At 54.5% G+C, this 22,194-nt stretch carries 15 protein-coding genes; 5 read left to right on the top strand and 10 right to left on the bottom strand.

What is annotated here, in order from left to right; all coding sequences use genetic code 11:
* Positions 1–445: 445 nt before the first annotated feature.
* Positions 446–1,843, bottom strand: a complete 1,398-nt coding sequence (locus tag OHL21_RS15010) for a sensor histidine kinase (RefSeq protein ID WP_263418093.1) — start codon at positions 1,841–1,843, stop codon at positions 446–448.
* Entirely contained in the window at positions 1,840–2,574 is a 735-nt protein-coding gene (locus tag OHL21_RS15005) for a response regulator transcription factor (protein WP_263418092.1), read from the bottom strand. Before OHL21_RS15005 ends, OHL21_RS15010 begins: the two co-directional genes overlap by 4 nt.
* Before the next feature lie 296 nt (positions 2,575–2,870).
* Here OHL21_RS15005 and OHL21_RS15000 point away from each other — a divergent pair, with 296 nt between their 5' ends.
* A complete protein-coding gene (locus tag OHL21_RS15000; protein WP_263418091.1) occupies positions 2,871–3,860 on the top strand; it encodes a hypothetical protein in 990 nt (329 codons plus the stop codon).
* A 132-nt stretch (positions 3,861–3,992) separates the two neighbouring features.
* On the opposite strand, the gene OHL21_RS14995 is transcribed toward OHL21_RS15000, so the two are convergent.
* From OHL21_RS14995 to OHL21_RS14985, 3 genes are all read right to left on the bottom strand, one after another.
* Positions 3,993–4,739: a response regulator transcription factor gene (locus OHL21_RS14995; RefSeq protein WP_263418090.1), complete on the bottom strand. Its 747-nt coding sequence runs from the start codon at positions 4,737–4,739 to the stop codon at positions 3,993–3,995.
* A gap of 168 nt (positions 4,740–4,907) precedes the next feature.
* Positions 4,908–7,763, bottom strand: coding sequence for a TonB-dependent receptor (locus OHL21_RS14990; RefSeq protein WP_263418089.1), 2,856 nt, complete (start codon positions 7,761–7,763; stop codon positions 4,908–4,910).
* 392 nt (positions 7,764–8,155) lie between these two features.
* The gene (locus tag OHL21_RS14985) at positions 8,156–10,837 is read right to left on the bottom strand and encodes a protease pro-enzyme activation domain-containing protein (RefSeq protein WP_263418348.1); all 2,682 of its coding nucleotides are present in this window, start codon (positions 10,835–10,837) and stop codon (positions 8,156–8,158) included.
* Between the two features lie 1,446 nt (positions 10,838–12,283).
* Here OHL21_RS14985 and OHL21_RS14980 point away from each other — a divergent pair.
* The 4 genes from OHL21_RS14980 to OHL21_RS14965 all read left to right on the top strand — a co-directional run bounded on the left by OHL21_RS14980 (position 12,284) and on the right by OHL21_RS14965 (position 17,328).
* Positions 12,284–13,030, top strand: coding sequence for a response regulator transcription factor (locus tag OHL21_RS14980; protein WP_263418088.1), 747 nt, complete (start codon positions 12,284–12,286; stop codon positions 13,028–13,030).
* Between the two features lie 106 nt (positions 13,031–13,136).
* Positions 13,137–14,996, top strand: a complete 1,860-nt coding sequence (locus OHL21_RS14975) for a type II secretion system protein GspD (RefSeq protein WP_263418087.1) — start codon at positions 13,137–13,139, stop codon at positions 14,994–14,996.
* 400 nt (positions 14,997–15,396) lie between these two features.
* The gene (locus tag OHL21_RS14970) at positions 15,397–16,779 is read left to right on the top strand and encodes a type II secretion system protein GspD (protein ID WP_263418086.1); all 1,383 of its coding nucleotides are present in this window, start codon (positions 15,397–15,399) and stop codon (positions 16,777–16,779) included.
* A 111-nt stretch (positions 16,780–16,890) separates the two neighbouring features.
* Entirely contained in the window at positions 16,891–17,328 is a 438-nt protein-coding gene (locus tag OHL21_RS14965; RefSeq protein WP_263418085.1) for a hypothetical protein, read from the top strand.
* A 141-nt stretch (positions 17,329–17,469) separates the two neighbouring features.
* Here the strand turns inward: OHL21_RS14965 and OHL21_RS14960 are convergent, their stop codons facing one another.
* The 5 genes from OHL21_RS14960 to OHL21_RS14940 form a co-directional block, all read right to left on the bottom strand.
* Positions 17,470–17,889: a hypothetical protein gene (locus OHL21_RS14960; protein WP_263418084.1), complete on the bottom strand. Its 420-nt coding sequence runs from the start codon at positions 17,887–17,889 to the stop codon at positions 17,470–17,472.
* Between the two features lie 480 nt (positions 17,890–18,369).
* A complete protein-coding gene (locus OHL21_RS14955; protein ID WP_263418083.1) occupies positions 18,370–19,995 on the bottom strand; it encodes a glycoside hydrolase family 27 protein in 1,626 nt (541 codons plus the stop codon).
* A gap of 261 nt (positions 19,996–20,256) precedes the next feature.
* Entirely contained in the window at positions 20,257–20,844 is a 588-nt protein-coding gene (locus tag OHL21_RS14950) for a carboxypeptidase-like regulatory domain-containing protein (RefSeq protein ID WP_263418082.1), read from the bottom strand.
* Between the two features lie 136 nt (positions 20,845–20,980).
* Positions 20,981–21,394: a VOC family protein gene (locus OHL21_RS14945; protein WP_263418081.1), complete on the bottom strand. Its 414-nt coding sequence runs from the start codon at positions 21,392–21,394 to the stop codon at positions 20,981–20,983.
* A complete protein-coding gene (locus tag OHL21_RS14940) occupies positions 21,387–21,806 on the bottom strand; it encodes a hypothetical protein (protein WP_263418080.1) in 420 nt (139 codons plus the stop codon). The genes OHL21_RS14945 and OHL21_RS14940 overlap by 8 nt, the downstream gene beginning before the upstream one ends.
* Positions 21,807–22,194 lie beyond the last annotated feature (388 nt).

Here is a 22,194-nt window from a genome sequence, read left to right as displayed (position 1 = left end):
TGGGGAGCGGTACGCGGGCCATCATAAGCACCGCCGAAGACGACCGTGGCCACGCGTTTCCCTTCCGGTGGCGGCCCGCTTTGGGCACGAAGCGTAGTCCCTCGGACGATAAGCACCAACGATAGAAGCAAGAACTCAACAAACTCAGAGCGTTTCCATTTCAGCTCAAGGCCCAACATATCGATGCCTCGCAGGATGGCGATGTAGCTCAATGCGCCAGCTTCAAAATCTCCCCGATTTCTTTGCCTGACATCGCGTGCTACTCCATTCGAGTACACCCGATATTGGTATATCGTGCAGTCACGATTGGTAACAGTTTGTCACTGCTGCGCTGTGGAGGTTCTCCGCTGTATTTGCTGTTCCGCTTCCTACAGCCACGGCTCCACGGCGACCTTCTGTAAGCAGGGCGGTTTCTTGAGAGATCCATTTGCAACGCAGAAGGAGTTTAGACAGGTGTTGTTTCGGAAGCCGAGCGAGCCTCCGACCGTGGCATCCAAATCTGCACGTCCAGTCCGCCAGTGGCGCGATTCTTGGCTACTATTTTTCCGCCGTGAAGATGAACTGCCCGTTCCGCAATTGCCAGGCCAACGCCAAAGCCTCCCGAGGATTCACTCCTTGCCAGATCGACTCGATAAAACGGACGAAAGATCTGGGTGAGATGTTCCACCGGAATTCCGGGACCCATATCTCGGATCGATACACAGAGCCATTGATGATGGACCCCGCTCATCTCCGTCCCACCGTCTTCGCCCAAACTCAGCTCCACGTCGATAACGCCACCGGATGGGCTGTATCGGATCGCATTTCTCAGAACATTCTCAACGGCACGCTGCAGCATTTCTTTCTGCCCGGTCACATTTACCCCCGCTTCCGCCTGCGAAGAAAGCCGGATGGTACAACTGCGCGCGGCTGCTTCAAAGTTAACGTCCGGCAACAACTCTTCGATCAACGTACGCATACTGAAACTCTCAGAACGCGGTAACTCTCCCGTGCTCTCCAGCAAAGAGAGGGTCAATATCTCGCGGATAAGATCGTTGACTTTGTCCGTCTGGCGCGCCATGCGATCGAACGATGCTTGATCGAGTAGGTTGTCCTCTCGCGCTAATTCAAGCGCCAAGCGAAGTCGAGTTAGAGGGGAGCGAAGTTCGTGGGAGATGTCCCGAACCAGAAGCTTCTGCGCATCAATCAATTCTGAAACGCGTTCTGCCATGCGATTAAAATCGAGCATGAGCGTCCGCACGTCGGCGCTATCAAACCTCCCCCAACGTGATGTTCCAGATACCGGAAGTCGTGCCCCGAGGTCCCCGGCGCTGAAGCGTCGGAACGCCTTGGAGAGCGCGCGAAGAGGCCGGGTCAACAGATAGGCAAACAGGAATGTCACGAGAATGGAAATCGGTAACGCACTCTTGGGAAACGGTGGAAACAACCGCAGCTGGCCTGCCGGGGCTCGCAACAGGAGATACCATTTCTCGCCGGATTCAAGAATTACCGGCCAAATCTGAAGCCATTCTTTACCGGAACGTTGGCCGAGGACCTTTTGTGCTTCGATTCCCTTATGAAGTAAAGATCTACCTTCCTCATCGATTGGTCGCGAGCATAGCGTCTCCCCGTTCCCGTCAGCCAGAATGAAGTGGGAGTTTGATATAGCGGGTGCGGAACAACCATGGGCGCGATAGTCAGAAAGAATGAATTGAGTCAGTTGCTCCGTGGACATCCCGAGGATCGCCTGCAACTCTTCGGGGGTTCGAGGCGCGTTCATGGGGGAAAAGATCGTCGCAGCCACGAAGATAACGATCGTGGAAACCCAGAAAGAAAAGAACAACTGAAGAAAGAAGGTCCTCATTCACGCCCCTCTTCTGAAGGAATATCAGGAGAGAACCGATAACCACTGCTGCGGACTGCGATCAATCCACCGTGAAACGAGGGTAACGCCTCCAATTTCTTTCTTAGACGGGAAACATGCATGTCCAGACTTCTGTCATAGGCGCGATACGGTCTTTGCAGGGCTTCAAGGCACAGCTCGTCACGACTGAGCACCTCAGCGGGATGTGCCAGCAGCATCCGAAGCAAGAGATATTCCACGTCGGTGAGATCTAAAAGCCGGCCTTTGAATCGGATCTGCCGATTCGGACTGTCGACAGAGAAGCCAACGCTGGACACTCCCTCGGCGAGTTCCGATCGAGGCATAATGGTCGAACGCCGCATCACGGCCCGCATACGAGCCAAGAGCTCTCTCGGATTGAAAGGCTTGGGAAGGTAATCGTCCGCTCCCAGCTCCAATCCAACAATGCGATCAATCTCTTCTCCTCGGGCAGTTAGCAACAGAACCCGCGTGGGCATCTCCCGTTGCAGCCGCCGAAGTACCTCGAAACCATCGAAGTCCGGCAGCATAACATCGAGCACAATGAGATCCGCATGGAACCTCCTCGCCGCATCCATTCCGGTCTGTCCGTTGTGAACCGTGGATACCTGCCACCCATGTCGGGATAGAAAATCCTCCAGCATGGAACAGAGTTCCACATCGTCATCGATAACGAGGACACGTTCCGTTCCTGCAAGCGGAGTTTCGATCATACTGAACCCCCTCCTCTTCTAGTGTGCTCCTGCCCGAATGATTCCTTAGATTCTCGTTACCAATCGTTACATACGATGACTCACCGTTACGCCCTGATCTAGCTCCTCGATATCTCCTATAGGAGTCGCACTGCGGAACGATGAAGTTCGTCCGGTTTGCTCTCCGAAAGAGGTGCGTGCCAAACGCAGAATCGACCTGGCATCCATGAGCTTCGTTGTAGCGCGCTATTTACACCGATATACCCGCACTCAGAACGGTTCGGTATCGGCCTCACGTTTAGCTGGAGACCTTGTTTATGCTCTTAGTTACTGTCCGCCGTTCCCTCTCCGCGCGTAGGTTTCACACGTTCAGTTTAGCCGCCTTCCTGCTTTCCACCGCTGCGGCCATCTGTCAAGATGTCGTCAAGGCCGCGCCCTCGCCTACTCCCCTTCTCTGGAAGTCCGATCACGCGCTTCATCTGATCGGGTTGATTGAGAGTAAGCCGAACATCGAGGGTATCTTGTCCATCTCGCCAACGACGATTACATTCGCCACTTCTTCCGGCCAGACCACCATTGAGCGTGCACGAATTTTCGCAATTTCGGCGGGAGATATGCACATGGAGAAGGGTGGCACGCTCGGAAGATTCAGCCGTAAGGTAATCCCCTACGGTGGGGGATCGGTCATCGCAGCGGTGACCCACAAACAGGTGGATCTTCTAACCGTAGAATTTCGAGACGCACATGACGCATATCACGGGGCGGTCTTTCTGCTTCCCAAATTGGAGGCCCTCAATGCGGCTAAGCTCTTCGGCTCTCCACTTGCTCAGGCAAAGATCGAGGAACAACAGCATCCATGCGTGGATGGAACTGCAGGAATGGCCACGTTGAAGATTTCAACGATCGATGCCGCCGATGTACCGGTCCCGACAGAATACAAAGTGCTGCTCTACGAACAACTGATCCGGCGGCTGCAGGCGGACGCTGGCTTCGGCCAGGTATTTCGTGACGGCGATCGTGCCAGCGGTGCGGCGTGTCCGATGGCAAGTCTAGCTCTGAGTCTTAGTGCATTCAACAAAGGAAACGCGGCAGTGCGGGCCTCCACAGGGCCACTTGGCATGTTCCTGGGAGTAACAAGCCTGAAATTTCACGTCCATCTGCAGGACTACCAAGGCAAGGTGCTTTTGGACAAGGACCTCAAGGAAACCGAGCGTGGGGATTCGGACAGTCTCGATATCGCGAACAAGCTTGCGAAGTCCGTGACTAAGAAGTTGAAGAAGACTGCAGCACATCAGAAACCCGCTTGAGGTTCCATCTCGCCAACTCCAACACCGGCCTCATGGGCAGTCTTCCGGAAGGAGTTGGCTTCCCATTCAGGCGCATCGAAGACTACGAACAGATCCAGAAGGACAGGACAGGAACAGTTGAAGAAAATGTCCTTATGCCTTCGACTCTTCTTCCGCTGGGTCCTCAGGGAGTGAAGGAGAAAAGCGGTACCCGCTACTGCGAACTGCAATCAATGCGCCATGAAACGAGGGCAATGCCTCTAGTTTCTTTCTTAAACGAGAAACATGCATGTCCAGGCTTCTGTCATAGGCACGATGTGGTCTTTGCAGCGCTTCGAGACACAGCGCGTCACGGCTGAGAACTTCACCTGGATGTGCGAGTAATAGCCGAAGCAAGAGATATTCCACATCGGTGAGCTCCAACAGCCGACCTTTGAACCGGATCTGCCGGTTCGGACTGTCTACCGAGAAACCAGCGCTCGACGTGTCGGCGGGGAGATCCGTCCGCGGCATAATGGTCGAGCGCCGCATCACTGCCCTCATGCGCGCCAAGAGCTCTCTTGGATTGAAGGGTTTGGGAAGGTAATCGTCCGCTCCCAGTTCCAATCCAACAATCCGGTCAATCTCCTCCCCTCGGGCGGTCAGCAACAAAACCCGGATCGGCATCTCCCGTTGCAATCGCCGAAGTACCTCGAAACCATCGAAGTCCGGCAGCATGACATCGAGCACAACCAGGTCGGCATGCATCGTTCGCGCGGCATCCATCCCCTTTTGCCCCGTGTGAACCGTGGATACTTGCCACCCATGTCGGGATAAAAAGTCCTCCAGCATCGAACAGAGTTCCACATCGTCATCGATTACGAGTACGTGCTCCGTCCCGGCATGTGGAGTCTCGATCATTCTGAACCCCTCCCCTACTAGTCTGCTCCTCGCTGAACGATCTCTCTGGCTCTCGTTACCAATCGTTACAAACGACAAATCCATTCAGAATCCGGTCCATGGCCAATTCAGCACCATCGACGACGTCCTAACCTGAATCGGACACTTCCCTTTTTTCTCGGGGTTGCACTAAAAAGAGAAGCTCATCTGCAGGTCAATACTGCGGTTGGCGGCCTGCGATGAGAAGAATCCTCCCGCAAGCGCATTGGACTTGCCGAACAGAGGAGATTGGAGGACCCCGACCGGCGCCACCAGATTGACGTTGTTGAAGACATTCCGGCCCATCGCCCCAAACGTGAGGGAATATCGACGTGGCGCGAGCATGTCCAATCGGGGTGGTCCCCCGTTTCCACTCATACCGCCCGGACCAAGCCCTCCGCCTGGGGCTCCGCCCGGAGGAGGGCCTCCAGGCCCGCCGGGGCCACCTGGAATGCCCGTCGCTCCTCGCGGTCCACCCTCCATTCTCGGGCCGATGCCAAATGACTTACTCACGCGCAGATTCATGCTTAACTGGGCGGGGCCAGCACCGTAGTTGTAAGGGATGCGGCTTCGGTTGGCGTCTGGGCTCAGGTCGAAGAGACCATATTCGGTCTGCATCGTCTTGGTGCTCGTGGAGGTGGCAAATGCGGGACGATCATTGAACTGGTTGTCGCCGTTGAGATCCTGCCCGACCGTGATGTTGAAGGGGCTTCCGGCGTTCGCGACCAGCATCGGACTTAACGATATTCCGAAGGGGGCCTGCAAGCTTCCGCCAAGCAGAAAGCGATTCCGCACATCGAAGTTGGCTCGGCCGTAATCAGCTCCGGGATTCGTTGGAGTCGACGGAAAGTAGGTTGCTCCGGAACTGTCGGCCTTGGCGAAGTTCAACATATAGAAGCCGAAGAGCGAAATACGGCGCGCCCTCACCGTGTAGTTCATCATCAATTGATTTTGGTTGTATACGGCCCCAGACTGAAATTGATAAATGTTCTCATTCAAACCGTTGGGCCGTACGCCCGTCCCGCTCACGGGATCATAGGTGCCTTGCACGAACGCATTGATATTGTTCGTTAGATACTGGTGGATGCCACGGGAATAGATGTAGGTCCCCGAGACGGTGGCCACTCTTCCGAACTGATGCTCAAGGCCAAATGCCAGCTGCATATTGAGCGCGGCCTTGAGCTTGGGTGAGACCTGATAGATCGTCGGAGCGACCGTGCTGCTGGAGGCTAGCTGCGTTGGGGGAGGAGCATTCTGATAGAAAGTCGGGTTCTTCACAACATACTGCTTTTGGTTTACGCCGTTCTGCCGGATCGCAGTAAGGAGGTTGGTGGTCGTAAAGCGATCAAAGAACCATCCATAGCCAGCGCGAACGATTGTCTTCGCCGGAGTTTTTCCATTCCCGGAGAAAGGTGCCCAAGCCAATGAGAAGCGCGGTGCCCAATTGGCGTAATCGTTAATGCGATTCTGTCCTTCAAAGCGGAGCCCATAGCTCAAAGTCAGATTTGGCCGTGCCCGGTAGTCGTCTTGAAAAAACAGGCCGGCATCGAAGAGATTCGCTCGTACATCGGTCGCCCCGGTTGTGATCTCGTATTGCGAAGGTGCCTTGAGCGCATAGGAATTTAGCGACTGATAGGTGTAGTTGCCATTGAAACCCGAGGTCGAATAGCTGAATGCATGGGTAAGACGTAATCGCAAGCCAAGATTGATTGCGTGCTTCCCTGCAGCGACGGTCGTGTAGTTTTGGAGTTCGAATCGATCTTGATTATCCCGAACCGTGCCTTCATTGCTCCCACCACCTGTAAACGCACCTTGTACTGTAATCGTAGGGTCGGCGCTGCGTGCGACCTGGCTATCCCGTGCTCCTGTGTATTGAAAGCGGGTTTCGTTCACGGCGTTCGCATTGAGAACTTGAGTATCGCTGACCTGGACGGTATGCTCATGATCCAAAACATCATACGCTTGACTCTCCAGCGCAAATTGCGACACCCCGCTATTCGACTGCTTCTGCCGGTCATACATATATCGGATGCTGAGGGTATTATTCGTAGTCAACTGAAGATCGATCCGCGAGCTGAGATCAAGCCGTGATTGCGGATTGGCCACCGCCGCCTTGTAGTTGTAGCTGGCGCCACTTCCATCAAGCCGTTGCGCGTTGATGATGGAGTTGGACTGGTTGTCTCGTTGGAACACACTCCCAAACCACGAGGTCGATCGATTTAGAGAGCCGCTCAGATTTCCGCTCAGAAACGTGGTGTAGTAGTTCGGTTGGCTCGTGATGAAAGGATTCAGGGAGTTGAACGATGAGTCATTGCCATTTACCAGAACCGAGCCTTGAAACTTGTCTGTGCCGGGTTTGGTGAGGATCTCAATGCGGCCATACCCGAGCTTGTCATACTGTGCCGAGAACGGATTCTGGTTGATGCGAATCTCCCGAATCGACGATTTAGGCGGAAGCTGTCCCCCGGTGAAGCCGTCGATGTAAATTTGGCCACCGTTCGGGCCTGCCGAAGGACCGGCCAATGCGTTGAGCTCATTTTGGAGTTGGTCCGGGTCATCAGAGAGGGCGTCGAGATCTTTCCCTTTGATCACAATGGCAGTTGCATTGTTGTCTGCGCTGGTATCGACGCTGAGGCCACCTGTACTGACCTGCACCTGCTGCTCTTCGACAAGGATTCTCAGGGTGAGTTTCTCGGAGGTTACCTTGCCCCCATAGACGAGGACGTCATTCACCGTCAGTGGCGCGAACCCACCCGCAGTTACCGAAAGTGAATAGCGGCCTGGAACAAGGCTCCCCACCTCAAAGCCTCCATCGCGTCCGCTCCTAACGGTCTTCGAATAGCCGTTCTCATTGGTCAATATGATCCCGGCGGATGGCACGAGTGCTCCGGAGGGATCCGCAACCGTACCGCGGACCGTTCCTGTAGAGCTCTGAGCCCATGCTATCGGCATCCAGAGCGATGTAAGGATCAGAGCGAGCGTTAGCCCTTTGAAGATAAAAGTCATCGTGTCACCGCGCAATCGTTTTTGAGTCCCGCTAGGAAGACGATCTCGCCTCACCGATTGTTGTCACGATAGGTAATAGTTTGTAACGAAGTGTCACGCGGTTTGTGTTCGCGCAGCTCCGACCGGCTCGGGACTAATCTGTGCGCCGCCACCAGGTACCGCTTTGTGAAAAGCGGATAACTCGAAATCGAAGAGCAACCATCGAAGAAGGAGAGGTTTTCCGACCTCGGTACGTTGGTTCTGAGGCGACCATTGATCACTCGCATCATTGGACGAGTCTTTGGTTCATCGGGCACTTCCGAGTATCGGAGCCGAACTGCCCTTGCCTGTTGCGGAGGCAAATATGTCTTAGCTTTGGATGGCAAGTTCAGTCGTTTTTTGAATCTTGCCTTTCAATTGACCGTCAGGGTGAGCGTTGTTGAAGAGGATAGAGATCCCGAAGTGCCTTTGATCGTGACGCTATAAGTGCCCGTGGGCACCCCTGAACTTCCCGCAGAAAGCGTTACAGTGGATGGCGAAATTGAAACGGTGAAACTCTTGGAGGAAGACGATGAACCATTGCTGCTTCCACATCCGGTGAGCGCAAAGCTCATGCTTACCCCTACGAGTACGAGCAACCAGAGCGAACGAAGACGTCGGCGTCGTAGGCAGACCAGGCCAGCCGCAAAGATACCGGCTATCCCTGATAGGGCGCCTCCTGGAAGAGCACTGGAATTTGTTTGAGCGACCTGAGTGAAACCATGCATCTTTCCTTTGCGCTGGGCATTCGCGCAGTATGTGGTCCCCAGATAGATGGTGAGCGTTTCACTGACGGCGCTTGTGCCCGTAACGGAGGCGTCCGAGAGGTCGTAGCAAGCATATTGTTGCAAATAGGTGTTGGATGTCGACAGAGAGTAGGACACGGTGCCGGTAAAGCCCCCAGAGGGAGTGGCAGTCACCGTGGTTGAACCCGAACCGCCGCTTCCAGACGTAGTACCGCTTGTCGAGCCAATCGTGAGCGTAATCACCCCCGAAGAACTGGCATACGTACTATCACCAGAGTAGGTGGCGCTTACGACGTGAGTGCCGGAGGTGGTTGACGAGAAGGTATAGGCGGCGGTTCCGCTTGTAAGCGCCAACGATGAGTTCACGGTCGTGCCGTCCACGGCGATCGATAGGGTACCGGTGGGTGTAGATGTGGCGGAACTCGATCCCGAGGCAACCGTGATGGTCACCACGTCGTTCGCTCCGGAACTCGGAGAAGTCGTGGCAGCAGTCAGGGTCGTTTTCGAAGAGCTCTTTGAAGATGTGTTGGTTGGGGTTGGCCAGGCGGAAAAGAGGTTATAGAAATCGATGGAGCCCAGACCGGTGGCTTCATCGTATCCGGTCGTGGCGGCATATTGGCTTGTGGCGCTCCCTGAGCAATAGCTTGAGCCCGCGGTGCAGGCATTGCTTCCGCTGGTGATGTCATGAAAGGCGGAAGCATAGGTGCTGGAGCTCGATGCCAGTTGATAGAGGGTGGAGTTGATAACTCCCTGACCAGTGGAGTTGAGCTTCTGGTTGATCAGGGCCATCATGCCGGAGAAGATCGGGGATGCAAAGCTGGTACCACCAGCGACTGTAAGGTAAGTACTGTTGCTGTCACGAAATCCGTTGGAACAGCTTCCACTGACACCGGTAGCGTCAGAGTCACTCGAACAGAAGAGATAGCCTGCGTTGTCAGGGGAAGAATCGAGAGAGATGTCTGGAACGAGCCGATAGCTTCCCGAGGAAATGCCGGTAACGCCGGTTTGCCAACTGGGGCGGGAGGTAAAGGTACTGATACCCCCACCGCCCGACGAAAGGCCGCTACTGGAGGAATCATCGTTCCAGACCTGTTCGGGAACATAAGATTTTGCCGACGAAACGACATCACTACCACCGGCTGATTCCCAATAGGTGGTGTTCGAGGAGGATACGTCCGCAGAAGGAAATTCGGTACCACCCATGCCGGTGACGTACTGGCTGCTGGCGGGAAAATCGACGGCGAGAGCCTGACGTTGAGAGGTGCTGAGGCTGGTTTGCTCGTAGCAGTCCGTTGAGCCTGAGTCGCCCGCCGCGACGACCACCGTCTGTCCCTGTGAGGCCGCTTGTGCCAGGATTCCGTTATAGGTTTTGTAGTCCGTAGAGCCAAGAGCCGTCTCGCACTCGCCGTAGCTTACGCTGATGATGGGAGCGAGGTTCGTGTCGATGGCATATTGCAAGGCATCGAAGACGCCGTAGTTCTGATTGTTGCCCGTGTAGACAAAATAGATTGTGGCCTCGGGAGCGATCGTGCTGGTGTATTCCAAATCCAGGTCGGATTCTGCCTCATCTCCCCCGGTATAGTAGGTGGAACTTCCCGAGTTAGGCACCAGCACAAGAGTAGGGTCCTTCACCGTAAAGCCCGCAGCTGACTGGAAGTGTTCAATGTCAGAGAGCTGAACGTCCGACTGTCCTACAACGGCAATGGCTTGGCCGCTACCTTTGTAGCCGGAATTGTAGACGGGGTTAATGTCGTAGATGGTGGCAACATCCTTGGGGCTTAGAAAGTGGCTTCCCGACTGACTTGAGGTGAAGTTCGCCGAGATCGAAGAGGCTTTCTGAGCGGGCTTGAATCTTACGTGTGGCTTTGGTCTGAAGCTCGATAGATTGGAGACCGTCTGAACCACCGATGAGAGCGCGGCAGGGAGAGAGATGTCGGTGGAGGGAGCAAATTCGGTTTGCGAGCCGGATTTGTAATAGTGCAGTTGGGTGCCAAAGGCGGACTCGACCTGTCCCACCGTGCCAGAGAAGGTAATTCTGTTCTTGCCACGTGCTACGCCGGTGACAGTGAATCCCTGCTGCTGCAACCAAGCTTCGGCCTTTTCGATATCGGAATCGGCAACTCCGAAGCGTGCCGCAAATTCGTCCGGTGATAACCATTGATGATATTGCGAGGATGACGGATTTTGCTGGGCAGCCAACAAGGCTTGCAACTCATTTTCTTGATCTTCTGTTCGGCTAAAGACGAGCGCCAACCCGCTAAGCGGCTTGTCCGAGGGGACCCGCCCGGCATCTTGTTCTGAACGAGCCATCGGGGGATGTGAACCCGTCAAGGTCACACGGCTTTGGTTGGTAATTTCTTGTGTGATTCGGGCATGTATCGTCTGTGCAAGTGCGTAACCGCAGCTCAAGCTTGAAACCAGCAGCATCAGGATCAGAGCAGCTACGAGCCGGCGAATATCAATGGCTTCGCTCTTCAAGAAGCGCGAGACATACGTGTTCATATTGTGGTCCGTCATACTTTTGTCTTGTATAGACGGCGAAGGTGCACACTCGATCTGTAACGATTCGTCACGACGGGTAACAGCTTGTTATTGAACAACGCGTCTGAGCCGTAGCACGAGAGTCAATCGAGCACGACCAGTGTCGTCGAATTCATCTCCTGATACGTCAAACCATTTCATGAAAGCCATCGCCCTCATTAGTGAACTCATGGGAAACGTCCGGGTCACGGCCCTCAGGACAGACAGCACTTTCGGTTGCTGGATGTGCGAGTTCGATTCGACCGAAGACGCCTGCATCATCTTGGAGGAAGCTGGATTGCTTCCTCATAGAGAAACGGTCAACATCGTCCAAGTGCTCTCGAGGAGGTTGTGGACGGCCAGAGGGGATAACGTTGAGCCAGAGGTTCTCGTCACCGCGGGATTCGTCCACGACTCTCGAGCTATCCAGTAGCGCGGCCGCAGCAGGCTTCGCGAAGATCTAGTCTTAGTTGGATCAGACAGAGACGAGTTGGTTCCCCTCCCCTACTGGGGAACCCGAATGTCGCATGCTGAATAAGTGACGTCTGACAACATGGAACTTGGTACGGATTACGCACGCCCTCGATAACACAATGAGCCGCCGCATTCCTTCAAGAAGAAATCCACGGAGCTAATACCACCGCTCACCATCTTGGTTGAGTGCAGTCGAATATCCACTTGGCATCAGTACCGGATCTATCCCTGGGGGTCCTCACGTAACTGCAATTCATCGCCAGGTTATTGCCATGAGGACCAGCATGCAACGAAGTATCGATCAGTCGTTATCCTGCCCCGGAATCGGTGCATGGAAGGAAATAGTGCGAGGCGCGAGCGTGTATCAAGCACTGGAATTGCGAGAGCAAGCCATCCAGCAGTTGGGGGACGATTCTGAATCCTGGGAGCAGTATGTGGACGCAGCCGAAGAGATTCTTTTCCAACGCGGAATCGACTTCTAATCTTGGTTCAAGAGTAGTGCCGGTACGATCTTTCGACGTCCAAATTCATATATGGGAATGTTTGCGGAATCCAGCGCGTTGCGACAAAGCAACGGGGAAATTCGCTGATGCCGGCGGAGACCCGTCAGCGGCTCTATCGTCTGACGGAAGGTAAGCGTTCGTATTTGCAAGTGGATACGGCGCGGTCTCCTTGCGGCGAGATGGCGAACTCTGCAGACCCTGCGGTGAAACGATTTGTCACGGTATGTAACGACACAAGCCGTGACAGCGGGGAGGGCTTGTGCACACAAACAGCGGATACGGAAGCGCCAGGTATCCAGCTCAACGTAAGCGGGTCGTCATCATCGATGATGATGACGAGTTTTGCGAGATGCTCCGCGACTTCTTAGAGAAATGTGGATGGGAGGTACATCCGGTGCCGACTGGGAAAGGTGGCCTCGAACTCACCTCTCAATGTCGTCCTGATTTGATTCTGCTCGACCTGCTTCTGCCCGATTGCGATGGCTTCGAGGTACTTCGGCGTCTACGGCGGGAACGGTTTACTCCCATCCTTATCATCAGTGCGAAGGGAGAAGAAGCCGACCGCATTCTAGGAATCGAACTGGGTGCCGATGACTATCTCACCAAGCCGTTCAGTGTGCGGGAGCTTTTGGCTCGCATGGGAGCCGTACTTCGCCGCTCTTCGTTTCACATTGGACCGGAATCGTCCGACTCCTTTATGGTCGGCGAATTTACCGTGGATAGCCCCAAACAGGAGGTGAAATACGGAAACTCTACGCTGCGGCTCACGCAAATCGAATTTCTGCTATTGCGCCTCTTTCTTCTCCGATCGTATGACGTGCTCAATCGCGACGAGTTGATACGACGGACCATGGGAAGAGCCGCAGAATCTCAGGGGCGGAGCCTCGATATGCACATCCTCCGGCTGCGTCGAAAACTGACGTCCGTACACTTCAACGGAACGATACGCACTATTCGCAACGTGGGATACATGTTCTTACTTCATCCAGGATCGGATCGGAACTGAGTGGCCATGTGGCAACCCTTCGGTATTCGGGCATCGATCCGGTAACAGCAGATATCGCAAGATGGCCGCTTGGACGACAGGCGATCGTGACCAACAGTGACCAATCGTGACAAATCCAAATCGTAGCCGCTACGTCTTTGAAAGTATGCTGCCCCTGGATAGCCCTCGCAAATCGCTGTGGCTCTGCGTCTTCATCGTTTTACTGCTAAATGCAGAGCCTGCACGTCCGACTTCTGCAAAGGACTATTTTCGTCAGGGCCAAAAGGCGGAGACGCGCAATGACGTCATTGCTGCCTTCACTGCGTATGAACATGCACACCAATCCGCACCCGAAGACATGCGTTATCTTGCATCTTTCAACCGTCTTCGGCCGTTTGCCTCGATGGCTTATCTGAAAGAGGGGGAGGAGCGTGAGAAGGAAGGAGACATCCAAGGTGCAATGGTGAGAGTCCTGCATGCGATCGCAGTCGACGAGACCAATGAAATGGCCACGGTCGTTCTCGAAAGGTTGAAGCGGGAGAGCCTGGCAGGCAAGCCAATCCCTGCCGTATCCCCAGCCAGGATGTCTCCCGAGGATGAGCGCCGTCCATCTGGCCCGGTTCCGATGAAGCCACTCCAGCCGGACTCCATCACGCTGCATATGGTCGAAGATGTACGAGCCGTCTACCAGGCTTTTGGAAAGATCAATGGCCTCAACGTACTTTTTGACCCAGAGCTTCCGCCGCGACGCATCTCCGTCGATTTGGTGAACGAGAATATGCAGGATGCCCTGCGGGTCATCCAACGGATCTCCCAAACCTTCGTATCCCCTGTTACGGCACATACCATTTTTGTCGCAGCCGATACCAAAGCGAAACGAACCGAGTATGAAACCCAGGCTCTGCAGACTTTCTATCTGGCAAATGTCTCCCAGCAGAACGATCTAAATGAAGTCCTTACCGCCATCCGCAATCTCTTTGGAGGAGATTCTTCCTTCAAGGTCTTCGGCGTCCCCAGTCAGAACGCAATCACCGTCCGCGGAACGCCGGACCAGTTGTATTTAACGAAGTTGATGATCGACGACCTCGATAAGCCGCATGCGGAGGTGGTTTTTGACGTCTCGATTCTTCAGGTGAGCCGAGACAAGCTCCGCAATATGGGAATCACCTTGCCTTCGTCGATCAGCCTAGGCCTTCAAACTACCTCATCGTCCAGCAGCAGCTCCAGTAGCAGTTCCAGTAGTTCTTCTTCCTCGTCCAGTTCTTCCTCGAACTTGAGCCTCAATGATGTTGCCCACCTGAATGCTTCGAACGTTTCCGTAACCATCGGACAAGCAACCCTCAACATGCTGCTCAGCGACAGCGATACGCGGATTCTGCAGAATCCCAAAATGCGTGCCAGCGACGGGCAGAAAGCGACCCTCAAGATCGGTTCCCGCATTCCTGTGGCTACCGGCTCCTACTCTTCTACAACCAGTACAACCACCAGTTCTCTCGTAAATACGCAGTACCAGTACATCGACGTCGGCGTGAATGTCGATATGCAGCCAACTATCCACTCCAATCATGATGTCACCGTAAAAATGAAGATCGAGGTTTCTTCGGAGACAGGTACTAGCGATATCGGCGGCATCAGCGAGCCCATCATTGGCCAGAAGACCATCGAGCAAACGGTTCGGCTTACGGAAGGAGAAGTAAATCTCATGGGAGGAATCCTGGAAAAAGATGACACCCGCAGCGTTTCCGGAACTCCAGGCCTCGGAGAGATTCCGCTTTTGAAATATCTGTTTAGCTCGCAGAAACATGAAGTCGTGAATAGCGAGGTAGTCTTCGCCATCACACCGCGGATTATTCGCATGCCGCAGGTAGGAAACGGAAGCACATCCATCGTGGATACAGGAACCAGCCAAACAATTGAGATTCGCCCCGGCGCGCCGGCCACCGCCCCCTCACCGGAGGCAGTGTCACCGGCGCCTCCCCAGGAATGAGATGAAAACCGTATGGTCCGTAAATCTGCTCCTTGTGTCTCTCTACGCCGCACTGGGACATGCTCAACCCCAGCAACCAGCGCGCGCGCAAGACACGCCAAATGAGACGGGCTCCAGTCCTACGATTTCCCCGAAACAGCGCTATCGGGCGGAGGATCTCTATCTGGCCGGCGCTCGTGCCTTTGCGAAAGCCAACTTCGCTCTTGCGTCCTCCAAATTTCACGAGGCACTCGCTCTCGATAGCACCAGCAGGGTTTACGTAGCTGCGGCCGCAATAGCCGATAACTACAGGAAGAGGAAGTTGGCCACTGACAAAGTAACAGATGAGACGTTCTCAGCCTCGCCACCGAACACTGCAACGCTTCGAGGCGGAGGCGACGATACAACTCGCGAAAGCCCATTGGTTCTCGCTCCGCAAGCTGAAACTTTGGTAACTCTTCATCCCAGGCGTCGGCGGATAAGCATTCACATGCAAGCCCCCGCCCAGGAGCTTATTCGGCAAAGCTTCACAGCCTTCGGCATCGGTACGCTCTTCGATGTATCGGTTTCCAACGAAATGATCCGTATCGATCTCGACGATGCATCCTTCAGCGATCTGCGTAGAGGGCTGGAAATGCTTACCCGTACCTTTCTTGTACCCGTGGCGGAGGATCGCGCCATAGTCTACAAAGATACGATCGAGAATCGGCAGCACTTCGATCCTCTGGGCTATGAGACGCTCAATGCCTCCTCACTCCAGCCCGATCAAGTCGTTGAGATTCAAAACATCGCGAAAGGCTTGCTCGGAATTCGCAACGTTAACGTGGAAACCAGCGAAAAGAAGATCACACTTCGTGGCTCGGAGGATCGTCTCCTGCTGTTCAATGAAACCTTCGACGAGATTTTTCGTCCTCGTGGGGAAGTTGTAATTGATGTGGAGGTCTATCAGCTGGCACGCTCGAAGACTCGCAATATCGGGCTCCAACTTCCTCAGGAAGCGAGCGTCTTCAATGTCAGCGCGGAAGTCCGTAAGTTGATCTCCGACAACCAATCCGTCGTCAATCAGGCGATCTCGGCGGGACTGGTTACGTCTGACGATACTCTCGGCATTGCGGTTCTCTTAATCGAGGGCGGCTACGCCAGCAGCTCCCCTCTCGGGCAAGGCTTCGCTGTCTTTGGCGGGGGAATCAGTTGGAGCGGGCTTTCGTTTGGAACAACGACACTCCATCTGGCACTCAATTCCTCAGACAGTCGCTTGGTTGATAAAGTGCAAATGCGGGTGAAAGACGGCGAGAAAGGCATCTTGCGAAATGGAAGCCGTTACCCAATCGCTACCTCCCAGTACTCCTCGATCGTCACCTCTAGCCAATCTTCGACGTCTAGCAGCTCTACCGTCCCCCAGGTGCAATACGAAGACCTTGGATTCACTCTAGCCGCCACTCCCAAAGTGCACGCGGACAACGTCGAACTTCATCTCGACCTGACATTCCGTAATCTTTCGGGGAGTTCCTTGAATGATATGCCGATCCTGACCAATCGTCAGTTCATCGGTGATATCGCCGCCCGATCAGGGGAGACCGTGGCCCTATCCAGTAGCCTCACAGTGCAGGAGTCCAAAGCACTCAATGGAATTCCGGGATTGAGTGAACTTCCCGGTTTCCAGACCGCGTCGACCGGGGGAGACCGCGAAAAAGACACCGAGGAGGTTTTGGTTCTCGTCACCCCCCATCTCCTTCGCCCAGCGCGCTCTGTAGCAGTAGGTGCACAGGTTCTTCTGCCCTTCCGTTCCGACAGCGATGAGTAATCAACAATGCCTGCGTCCATAACCGCCGGCAAGAGGTTACAAATCGTTACCCAATATGACTTTGAACTCTTTGTTTACCGCGTAGGATGCGTCACATAGGAGCTCCACTGTATGTCCCAGCGAACGCTTATTACTCTTTCCATAGTTGGCGCGCTCATGCTCTCGATCTGTCCCGGATCTCGTTCATGGGCCCAGATGCCAATGGGAGACCCGCCACCCATGGCGGATCGAAGTAATCCCGACAAAGAACTCAAGCGCATGAACAAGGTCCTGAAGTTATCGGACGATCAAAAGACAAGGATTCTTCCGATATTGCAGCGGCGCAAGGACGCGATTGAGAAGCTCCTCGCCGATCAAGAGACATCCATGCAAGATAAGTTCCCCAAGATCACGGCCATTCGGGATCGCTCGAACGAAGAGATCCGTTCTCTGCTCAACGAAGCGCAACGTAAGGACTTCGACCGGCAGGTGGCTGAAGAGAAGAAACGCATGGAATCCGGTCCGGATGGGGGACCAAACCCAGGGGACCCGCCCCCACCGCCAGAGTAACTGGGGCCGGATGAAGGTCGGGATCTGGCGAGGAGGGGAAGACCTCGTTTAGATCCCGCGTCCTCCAAGCTCACTCACAAGACTCGATGCTGATTGCAGGTGATGCGCCATCAGGGCTACGTCCCGGCAAAAGCGGATGGCTCACTGGGGCAGTATCCTGATCGTTGCCGTGAAGAGCCGATAATTGCTGTATTTGTGCAGTTCGCCTCCGCAGCGTTGATGCCAGTTCATCCGGACATCCACTTGCCTGGGAAGCCAGAAGATCTCGTGGACACCGGTGATGTGGACGGCACTAAATTCAATTGAAGAAGTAAGCTGTTGCATCTCAATCTCCGGGATAGGCGCGAGCAATTCTGTTCGGATCTTGAGGATATGACCGGTTTCACGGTCGATCCATGCAAACCCCTGCTGTAACATGGGCAGGGTGTGGGCCTCCATCTTGATGAAGCCTGGAATTGATCTTCCGGGAATCTGTGCAAGGGCGATGACATCCGTCTCTACGTTATGAATCTTCTGGACACCCAGATAACGGAAACGTACCTCCTCGCGGAACTCTGGCACGAACAGCGTCCATAGTCCAGCAAAGCCGAGTGTTTGTGGCCCCGGCCCATGAATCTAGAAGATTCGATAGGTCCCTTCATCTACACCGTAATTAAAGCGCAGATACTCCATACATCGTGACCCTTATCCCGAACTGTACAGTTTCGCGCAAAAAAGCATGCCGGGTGGAACAGTGATCACACGCCGGCATGCAAGTATGTTTAGGTGCAATCGGTACAACCTATTCAGAGCATGTTCAGGGTAACAATTGGTCACGATCTTGAACTTTGTCCTGGCGGCTCCAGCCAAGTCCTGAGTAAAAGTTGAAGCGATTTTTTCAGCGCAAACTACCGCGCACAAAGTAACGTGCCCTCAAATCTTTGACATCACCTCGATCTGGCGCAAAAGCTGCGACAGCCTGATGCCGAGCGCCACACAAGATTTCACAATGGATCAAGGCACGCCGTGCTCGGTCTCAAATATTGCCCTGTGCAGATCGAGTCACGGCTTCTTGTGAAAACGGAACATGCTTACCCCATGTGGTGCAATCCGAACTGCCATCACACCCTGGTCTTCGCTCACCGCTTTATGAAGAATCAGATTTTGAGCGGCAAACTGGCTGTCGAGGCCAAGACGTTGCTTGGACAGAGTGACGGTCTGCGCTGCGCTTCCCGTGTTGAAAACCGCAATCGCCACGTCGCCTGACGCCAAAGGCTTGCTCCAGACACGAATGTCGCCTTCCTTGTATAACTCCTTGCCACCCGCACCAAGCGCGTCTTGGTCGACTGCGATAATCTCCTTGTTGGTAAGCAGTTCGTGTGTCTCGGGCGTCATATCCCGAAGATCGTTACCGGCGATAAGTGGCGCGGCGATCATTGCCCAAAGTGCAAAGTGAGTGCGGTACTCGTCTTGACTCATGCGGCCATTGCCGACTTCGAGCATGTCCGGATCGTTCCAATGGCCAGGACCGGAAAAGGACGCGAGGCGGCTTTGTGCGAAGCCGATGCTCGTCATGGAATCGTAGCTGTCGCGAATATCACTCGTGGTGCGGTACAGGTTGCCACCGACCAGCGGCGCCCATTGTTCGACGTCGGCCCGTCCATACTGGCAAAGCGCGTAAACGATCGAGCGGCCCGTAGACTGTAGTGCATCGCCCATGAGCTGATAGACGGCCTGCATCTCTGTCTCTTTCCAAACGCGTGAGGCACTACACCAGTCGTATTTCAGGTAGTCCATGCCCCATGCAGCCCAAGTCCTGGCGTCCTGAGCCTCGTGTCCGTAGCTTCCCTCGAAGCCTCCGCAAGTGCGGGGCCCGGGTGAGGAGTAGATACCGATCTTTAGCCCTCTACCGTGGACGTACTCTGCGAGCGCCTTCATGTCTGGGAAATTCGGATTGGGCTGCAGGATACCCTGTTCGTCTCGCTTACCCTGCCAGCCGTCGTCAATGATTATGTACTCGTATCCCGCGGCCTTCATGCCGTTCGCGGCCATCGCGTCGGCGATACCACGTACTGTCTTGTCGTCGATGTGAGTCTGAAACTTGTTCCAAGAGTTCCAACCCATTGGCGGTGTCTTCGCCAAGCCGTTATAGTCACTCGTATGAAGAGTCGGCAACACAATCTTCGGCAGATTTGAGTAATCCACCGCGGGTGCGCGGTACGACGGTGTGGGAGTACCGCGCACTGCCGTGACTTCTCCAATGTGAAGTAACGGCATCGGTGAGGCACCAGCGGCTGGGGACGTATTCGTGGTTGGCGGTGCTTCTACGGCCCCCGGGGGCGGCACGGGCATCACCGGCGTGAGCTTCAGAGTGTCGCCAACAATTTTGCCGTTGACTTCGCGTTTGCTCAGCGTGCCAAAGGACTCCAGCTCGACAGTGAAATGGAAGGTTTCGCCGTTAATGACACCATCCGTAATCGGTGAATCGCCAAAGGGGAGGGATTGCTGGCCCGTGATATGTCCGTCCTTGACCTTCAGAACATAGACGATTTCCATAGCTCCCATCGGACCCTCCGTCTTGGCGACCCAAGTGCCGGAGATATCTTTAGCCTGGGCGGGTAGAGGGTGCGGCATCTGGAAAGCGAAAAACAGGTAGAGAAGCAAAAGACCGACGCGGCTTAGCAACATGATGCATCCTTCTTCGGAGTCGCGCTTGACGCTCTCGTTTTGGCAATCTGAGGGTATGCCCTTTTGTCTCCGAGGAGTGTAACGATGTGTAACGATCCGGTTGTAGATTGTGCATCGTCATCGCCAGAATGCGGGTGCGTAGCTCCCAACAGCTCGCGGCGAGGTTTGGTTTCCTTACGGGAGCCTCATGGCGGTAAAGCTGGTTTGTGACTCGCGTCGTGAGCAGCATCATAGAAATAAATGCGTAGCTTGCGCAGCATGTTAGTTCTTCGATATCTGCTCCTTCTGTCGCCCAAGCTGCGCTCCCTCTGAAGCCCGAGGCTCTGTAGAAGCGGGGGCCTCAGGCCGGCGTTTTAAGGTGGGCTCACCCTGATGTCTCTCTGGCACATCTACCAACAGCGGTAGCGAGACCTCGTTCTGTGCCATAAATGTACTGATTGACCTCTTTGGAGATTTCAGTTCGCCTGCCTCCGCCCAAACTTCATAGTCGTGCTCTAAAGACAGGGGGCCGAAGTGGAAGCTGCCGGTGGAGTCAACGATTGCCACAAGTGTGGATTTACCTTGGATATCCTTGAGGTAGACCATCGCCTCCGACATGACCTCGCCTTCTTTGTTCTTAACCAGGCCGGTAATGGTTCTTTGGGGAGCATTGCGCGGTCCGTTGTACGCGCCGCCGTAACGAATAGTCACAACCGGCTTGAATGGGGGAGGCGGGCCGCCAATGGGTTGGCCGCCAACTGATTGCTGAGCTGCCACGGAGCCTCCCATGGAACCCAGAATCAGGACGGCACCTGCCATGCCTGAACCGCGGATGGTTGTGAGATGGGGAGGAACTGGAAAGAAGTTCATTTTGCTTCTCCTACGTGGGCTAAAGGTGGTCTATCCCGGCCACCATAAGTTCATTAAAGATCTGCAAGTGGTCTATGGATGTCGCACTGCGTAACGATTGGTCACGACGTTCATCTGCCTTGTTTAAACTCGGCGCTCAATGGAGTAAGGGCTTCGGCTCTGCGAACCAAAGGAAGTTGTTGTCAAGATCGGCAATTTGCATCTCTGTGCCGGACTCCAAATCGTCCGGAGGACCGACAATTACAGCCCCGGCGATGAGAAACTCTTCGAAGAGGTCCTGCACGTCATCGACTTCGATCCACACCCGGGAAGGTGACGAGTTGTGCATTGCGGTGGCGAGGAGAAGAGTGCAGTCTCCTCGGGTCACAAGAGCAGATTGGGAGTCGATATTCCATTGCAAATTGAATCCAAGGCTTTGCTCGTAGTAAGCGACACTTCGGCTTACGTCATCCACGAATAAGATCGGGATAGCGGTTTGGAAGAAGTTCTCGCCAAGTCGCTTCTGATCCGGTTTGCAGATAGGAACAGTCGGATTTTCTGGTTCACTCATCAGGGTTTTCGCCTTTCATCGAATGTGTTGTGCTCGAATCTCTTCGTTTCAATTTCAGGATGAGGAACAGCTGTGAGCAGTAATTTCCTGTGTGATTCGATCCGCACTGCCTGCCGAATGCGTAACTGCCATTTGCAAGCCCAAGAATTGCAAACAGCGATAACACCACGTTTGCGTGCGCGCGGCTGTTCATGGCGGGAGGAACAATCTCCCTCCGTGGCGGAAACAGCTCATCTCTGTAGAACCGAATCCACGTAAATCCGGCCAGCAATAGGGACAGCATTGTAGCCAGCAGACCTTCCAGACAGGATTTGGCTATCAGGACCGTCAGCCAGCTGTAAATTGGTCGGCACCATAGCCAATTGGCTGTTCGGCTGGGCAAAACAAGGGTAGGTGCATTCTCGGTGTTCATGGTGATCCCTCGGGCCACGTTTAAGAGGTATGACGTAGGAGTAGTAAGGAGGTTCCGTAATGGAATGTCACTCTTCGTAACGATTTGTCATAACTCGTGTATGTAACAAATCAGCAGGTGAGAAAGAGGCCGATACACAAGGTGGGACAGAAGCAAAGTTCAGAACCGGTACAGCTCAACCCAGCGATGCATCGGGCCGTCATCATCGTGGATGGTAACGCCGCCATGTGCCGCACGCCGACATGCTTTCTCGAACAACATAGTTGAGCGCCGAATTCGTTCATAACGGCCGCCGTGCTTTGGAACTCTTGCGATGCAGGCCCCCGGCTATGGTCCTGCTTGATATTGGACTTCCCAGACTGCAACGGATTCGACCCCGTGCAGGTTC

It is taken from the genome of Terriglobus albidus (assembly GCF_025685425.1).
Classification (GTDB): Bacteria; Acidobacteriota; Terriglobia; order Terriglobales; family Acidobacteriaceae; genus Terriglobus; species Terriglobus albidus.
Note: the sequence above shows the minus strand (reverse complement) of the source record. Positions and strands in the feature narration are given on the sequence as shown.

What these genes read in the sequence shown, in the direction of transcription:
- OHL21_RS15010 (WP_263418093.1), bottom strand. Translation starts at nt 1,843, where the DNA reads ATGAGGACCTTCTTTCTTCAGTTGTTCTTTTCTTTCTGGGTTTCCACG.
- OHL21_RS15005 (WP_263418092.1), bottom strand. Translation starts at nt 2,574, where the DNA reads ATGATCGAAACTCCGCTTGCAGGAACGGAACGTGTCCTCGTTATCGAT.
- OHL21_RS15000 (WP_263418091.1), top strand. Translation starts at nt 2,871, where the DNA reads ATGCTCTTAGTTACTGTCCGCCGTTCCCTCTCCGCGCGTAGGTTTCAC.
- OHL21_RS14995 (WP_263418090.1), bottom strand. Translation starts at nt 4,739, where the DNA reads ATGATCGAGACTCCACATGCCGGGACGGAGCACGTACTCGTAATCGAT.
- OHL21_RS14990 (WP_263418089.1), bottom strand. Translation starts at nt 7,763, where the DNA reads ATGACTTTTATCTTCAAAGGGCTAACGCTCGCTCTGATCCTTACATCG.
- OHL21_RS14985 (WP_263418348.1), bottom strand. Translation starts at nt 10,837, where the DNA reads ATGGCTCGTTCAGAACAAGATGCCGGGCGGGTCCCCTCGGACAAGCCG.
- OHL21_RS14965 (WP_263418085.1), top strand. Translation starts at nt 16,891, where the DNA reads ATGTCCCAGCGAACGCTTATTACTCTTTCCATAGTTGGCGCGCTCATG.
- OHL21_RS14955 (WP_263418083.1), bottom strand. Translation starts at nt 19,995, where the DNA reads ATGTTGCTAAGCCGCGTCGGTCTTTTGCTTCTCTACCTGTTTTTCGCT.
- OHL21_RS14950 (WP_263418082.1), bottom strand. Translation starts at nt 20,844, where the DNA reads ATGAACTTCTTTCCAGTTCCTCCCCATCTCACAACCATCCGCGGTTCA.
- OHL21_RS14945 (WP_263418081.1), bottom strand. Translation starts at nt 21,394, where the DNA reads ATGAGTGAACCAGAAAATCCGACTGTTCCTATCTGCAAACCGGATCAG.
- OHL21_RS14940 (WP_263418080.1), bottom strand. Translation starts at nt 21,806, where the DNA reads ATGAACACCGAGAATGCACCTACCCTTGTTTTGCCCAGCCGAACAGCC.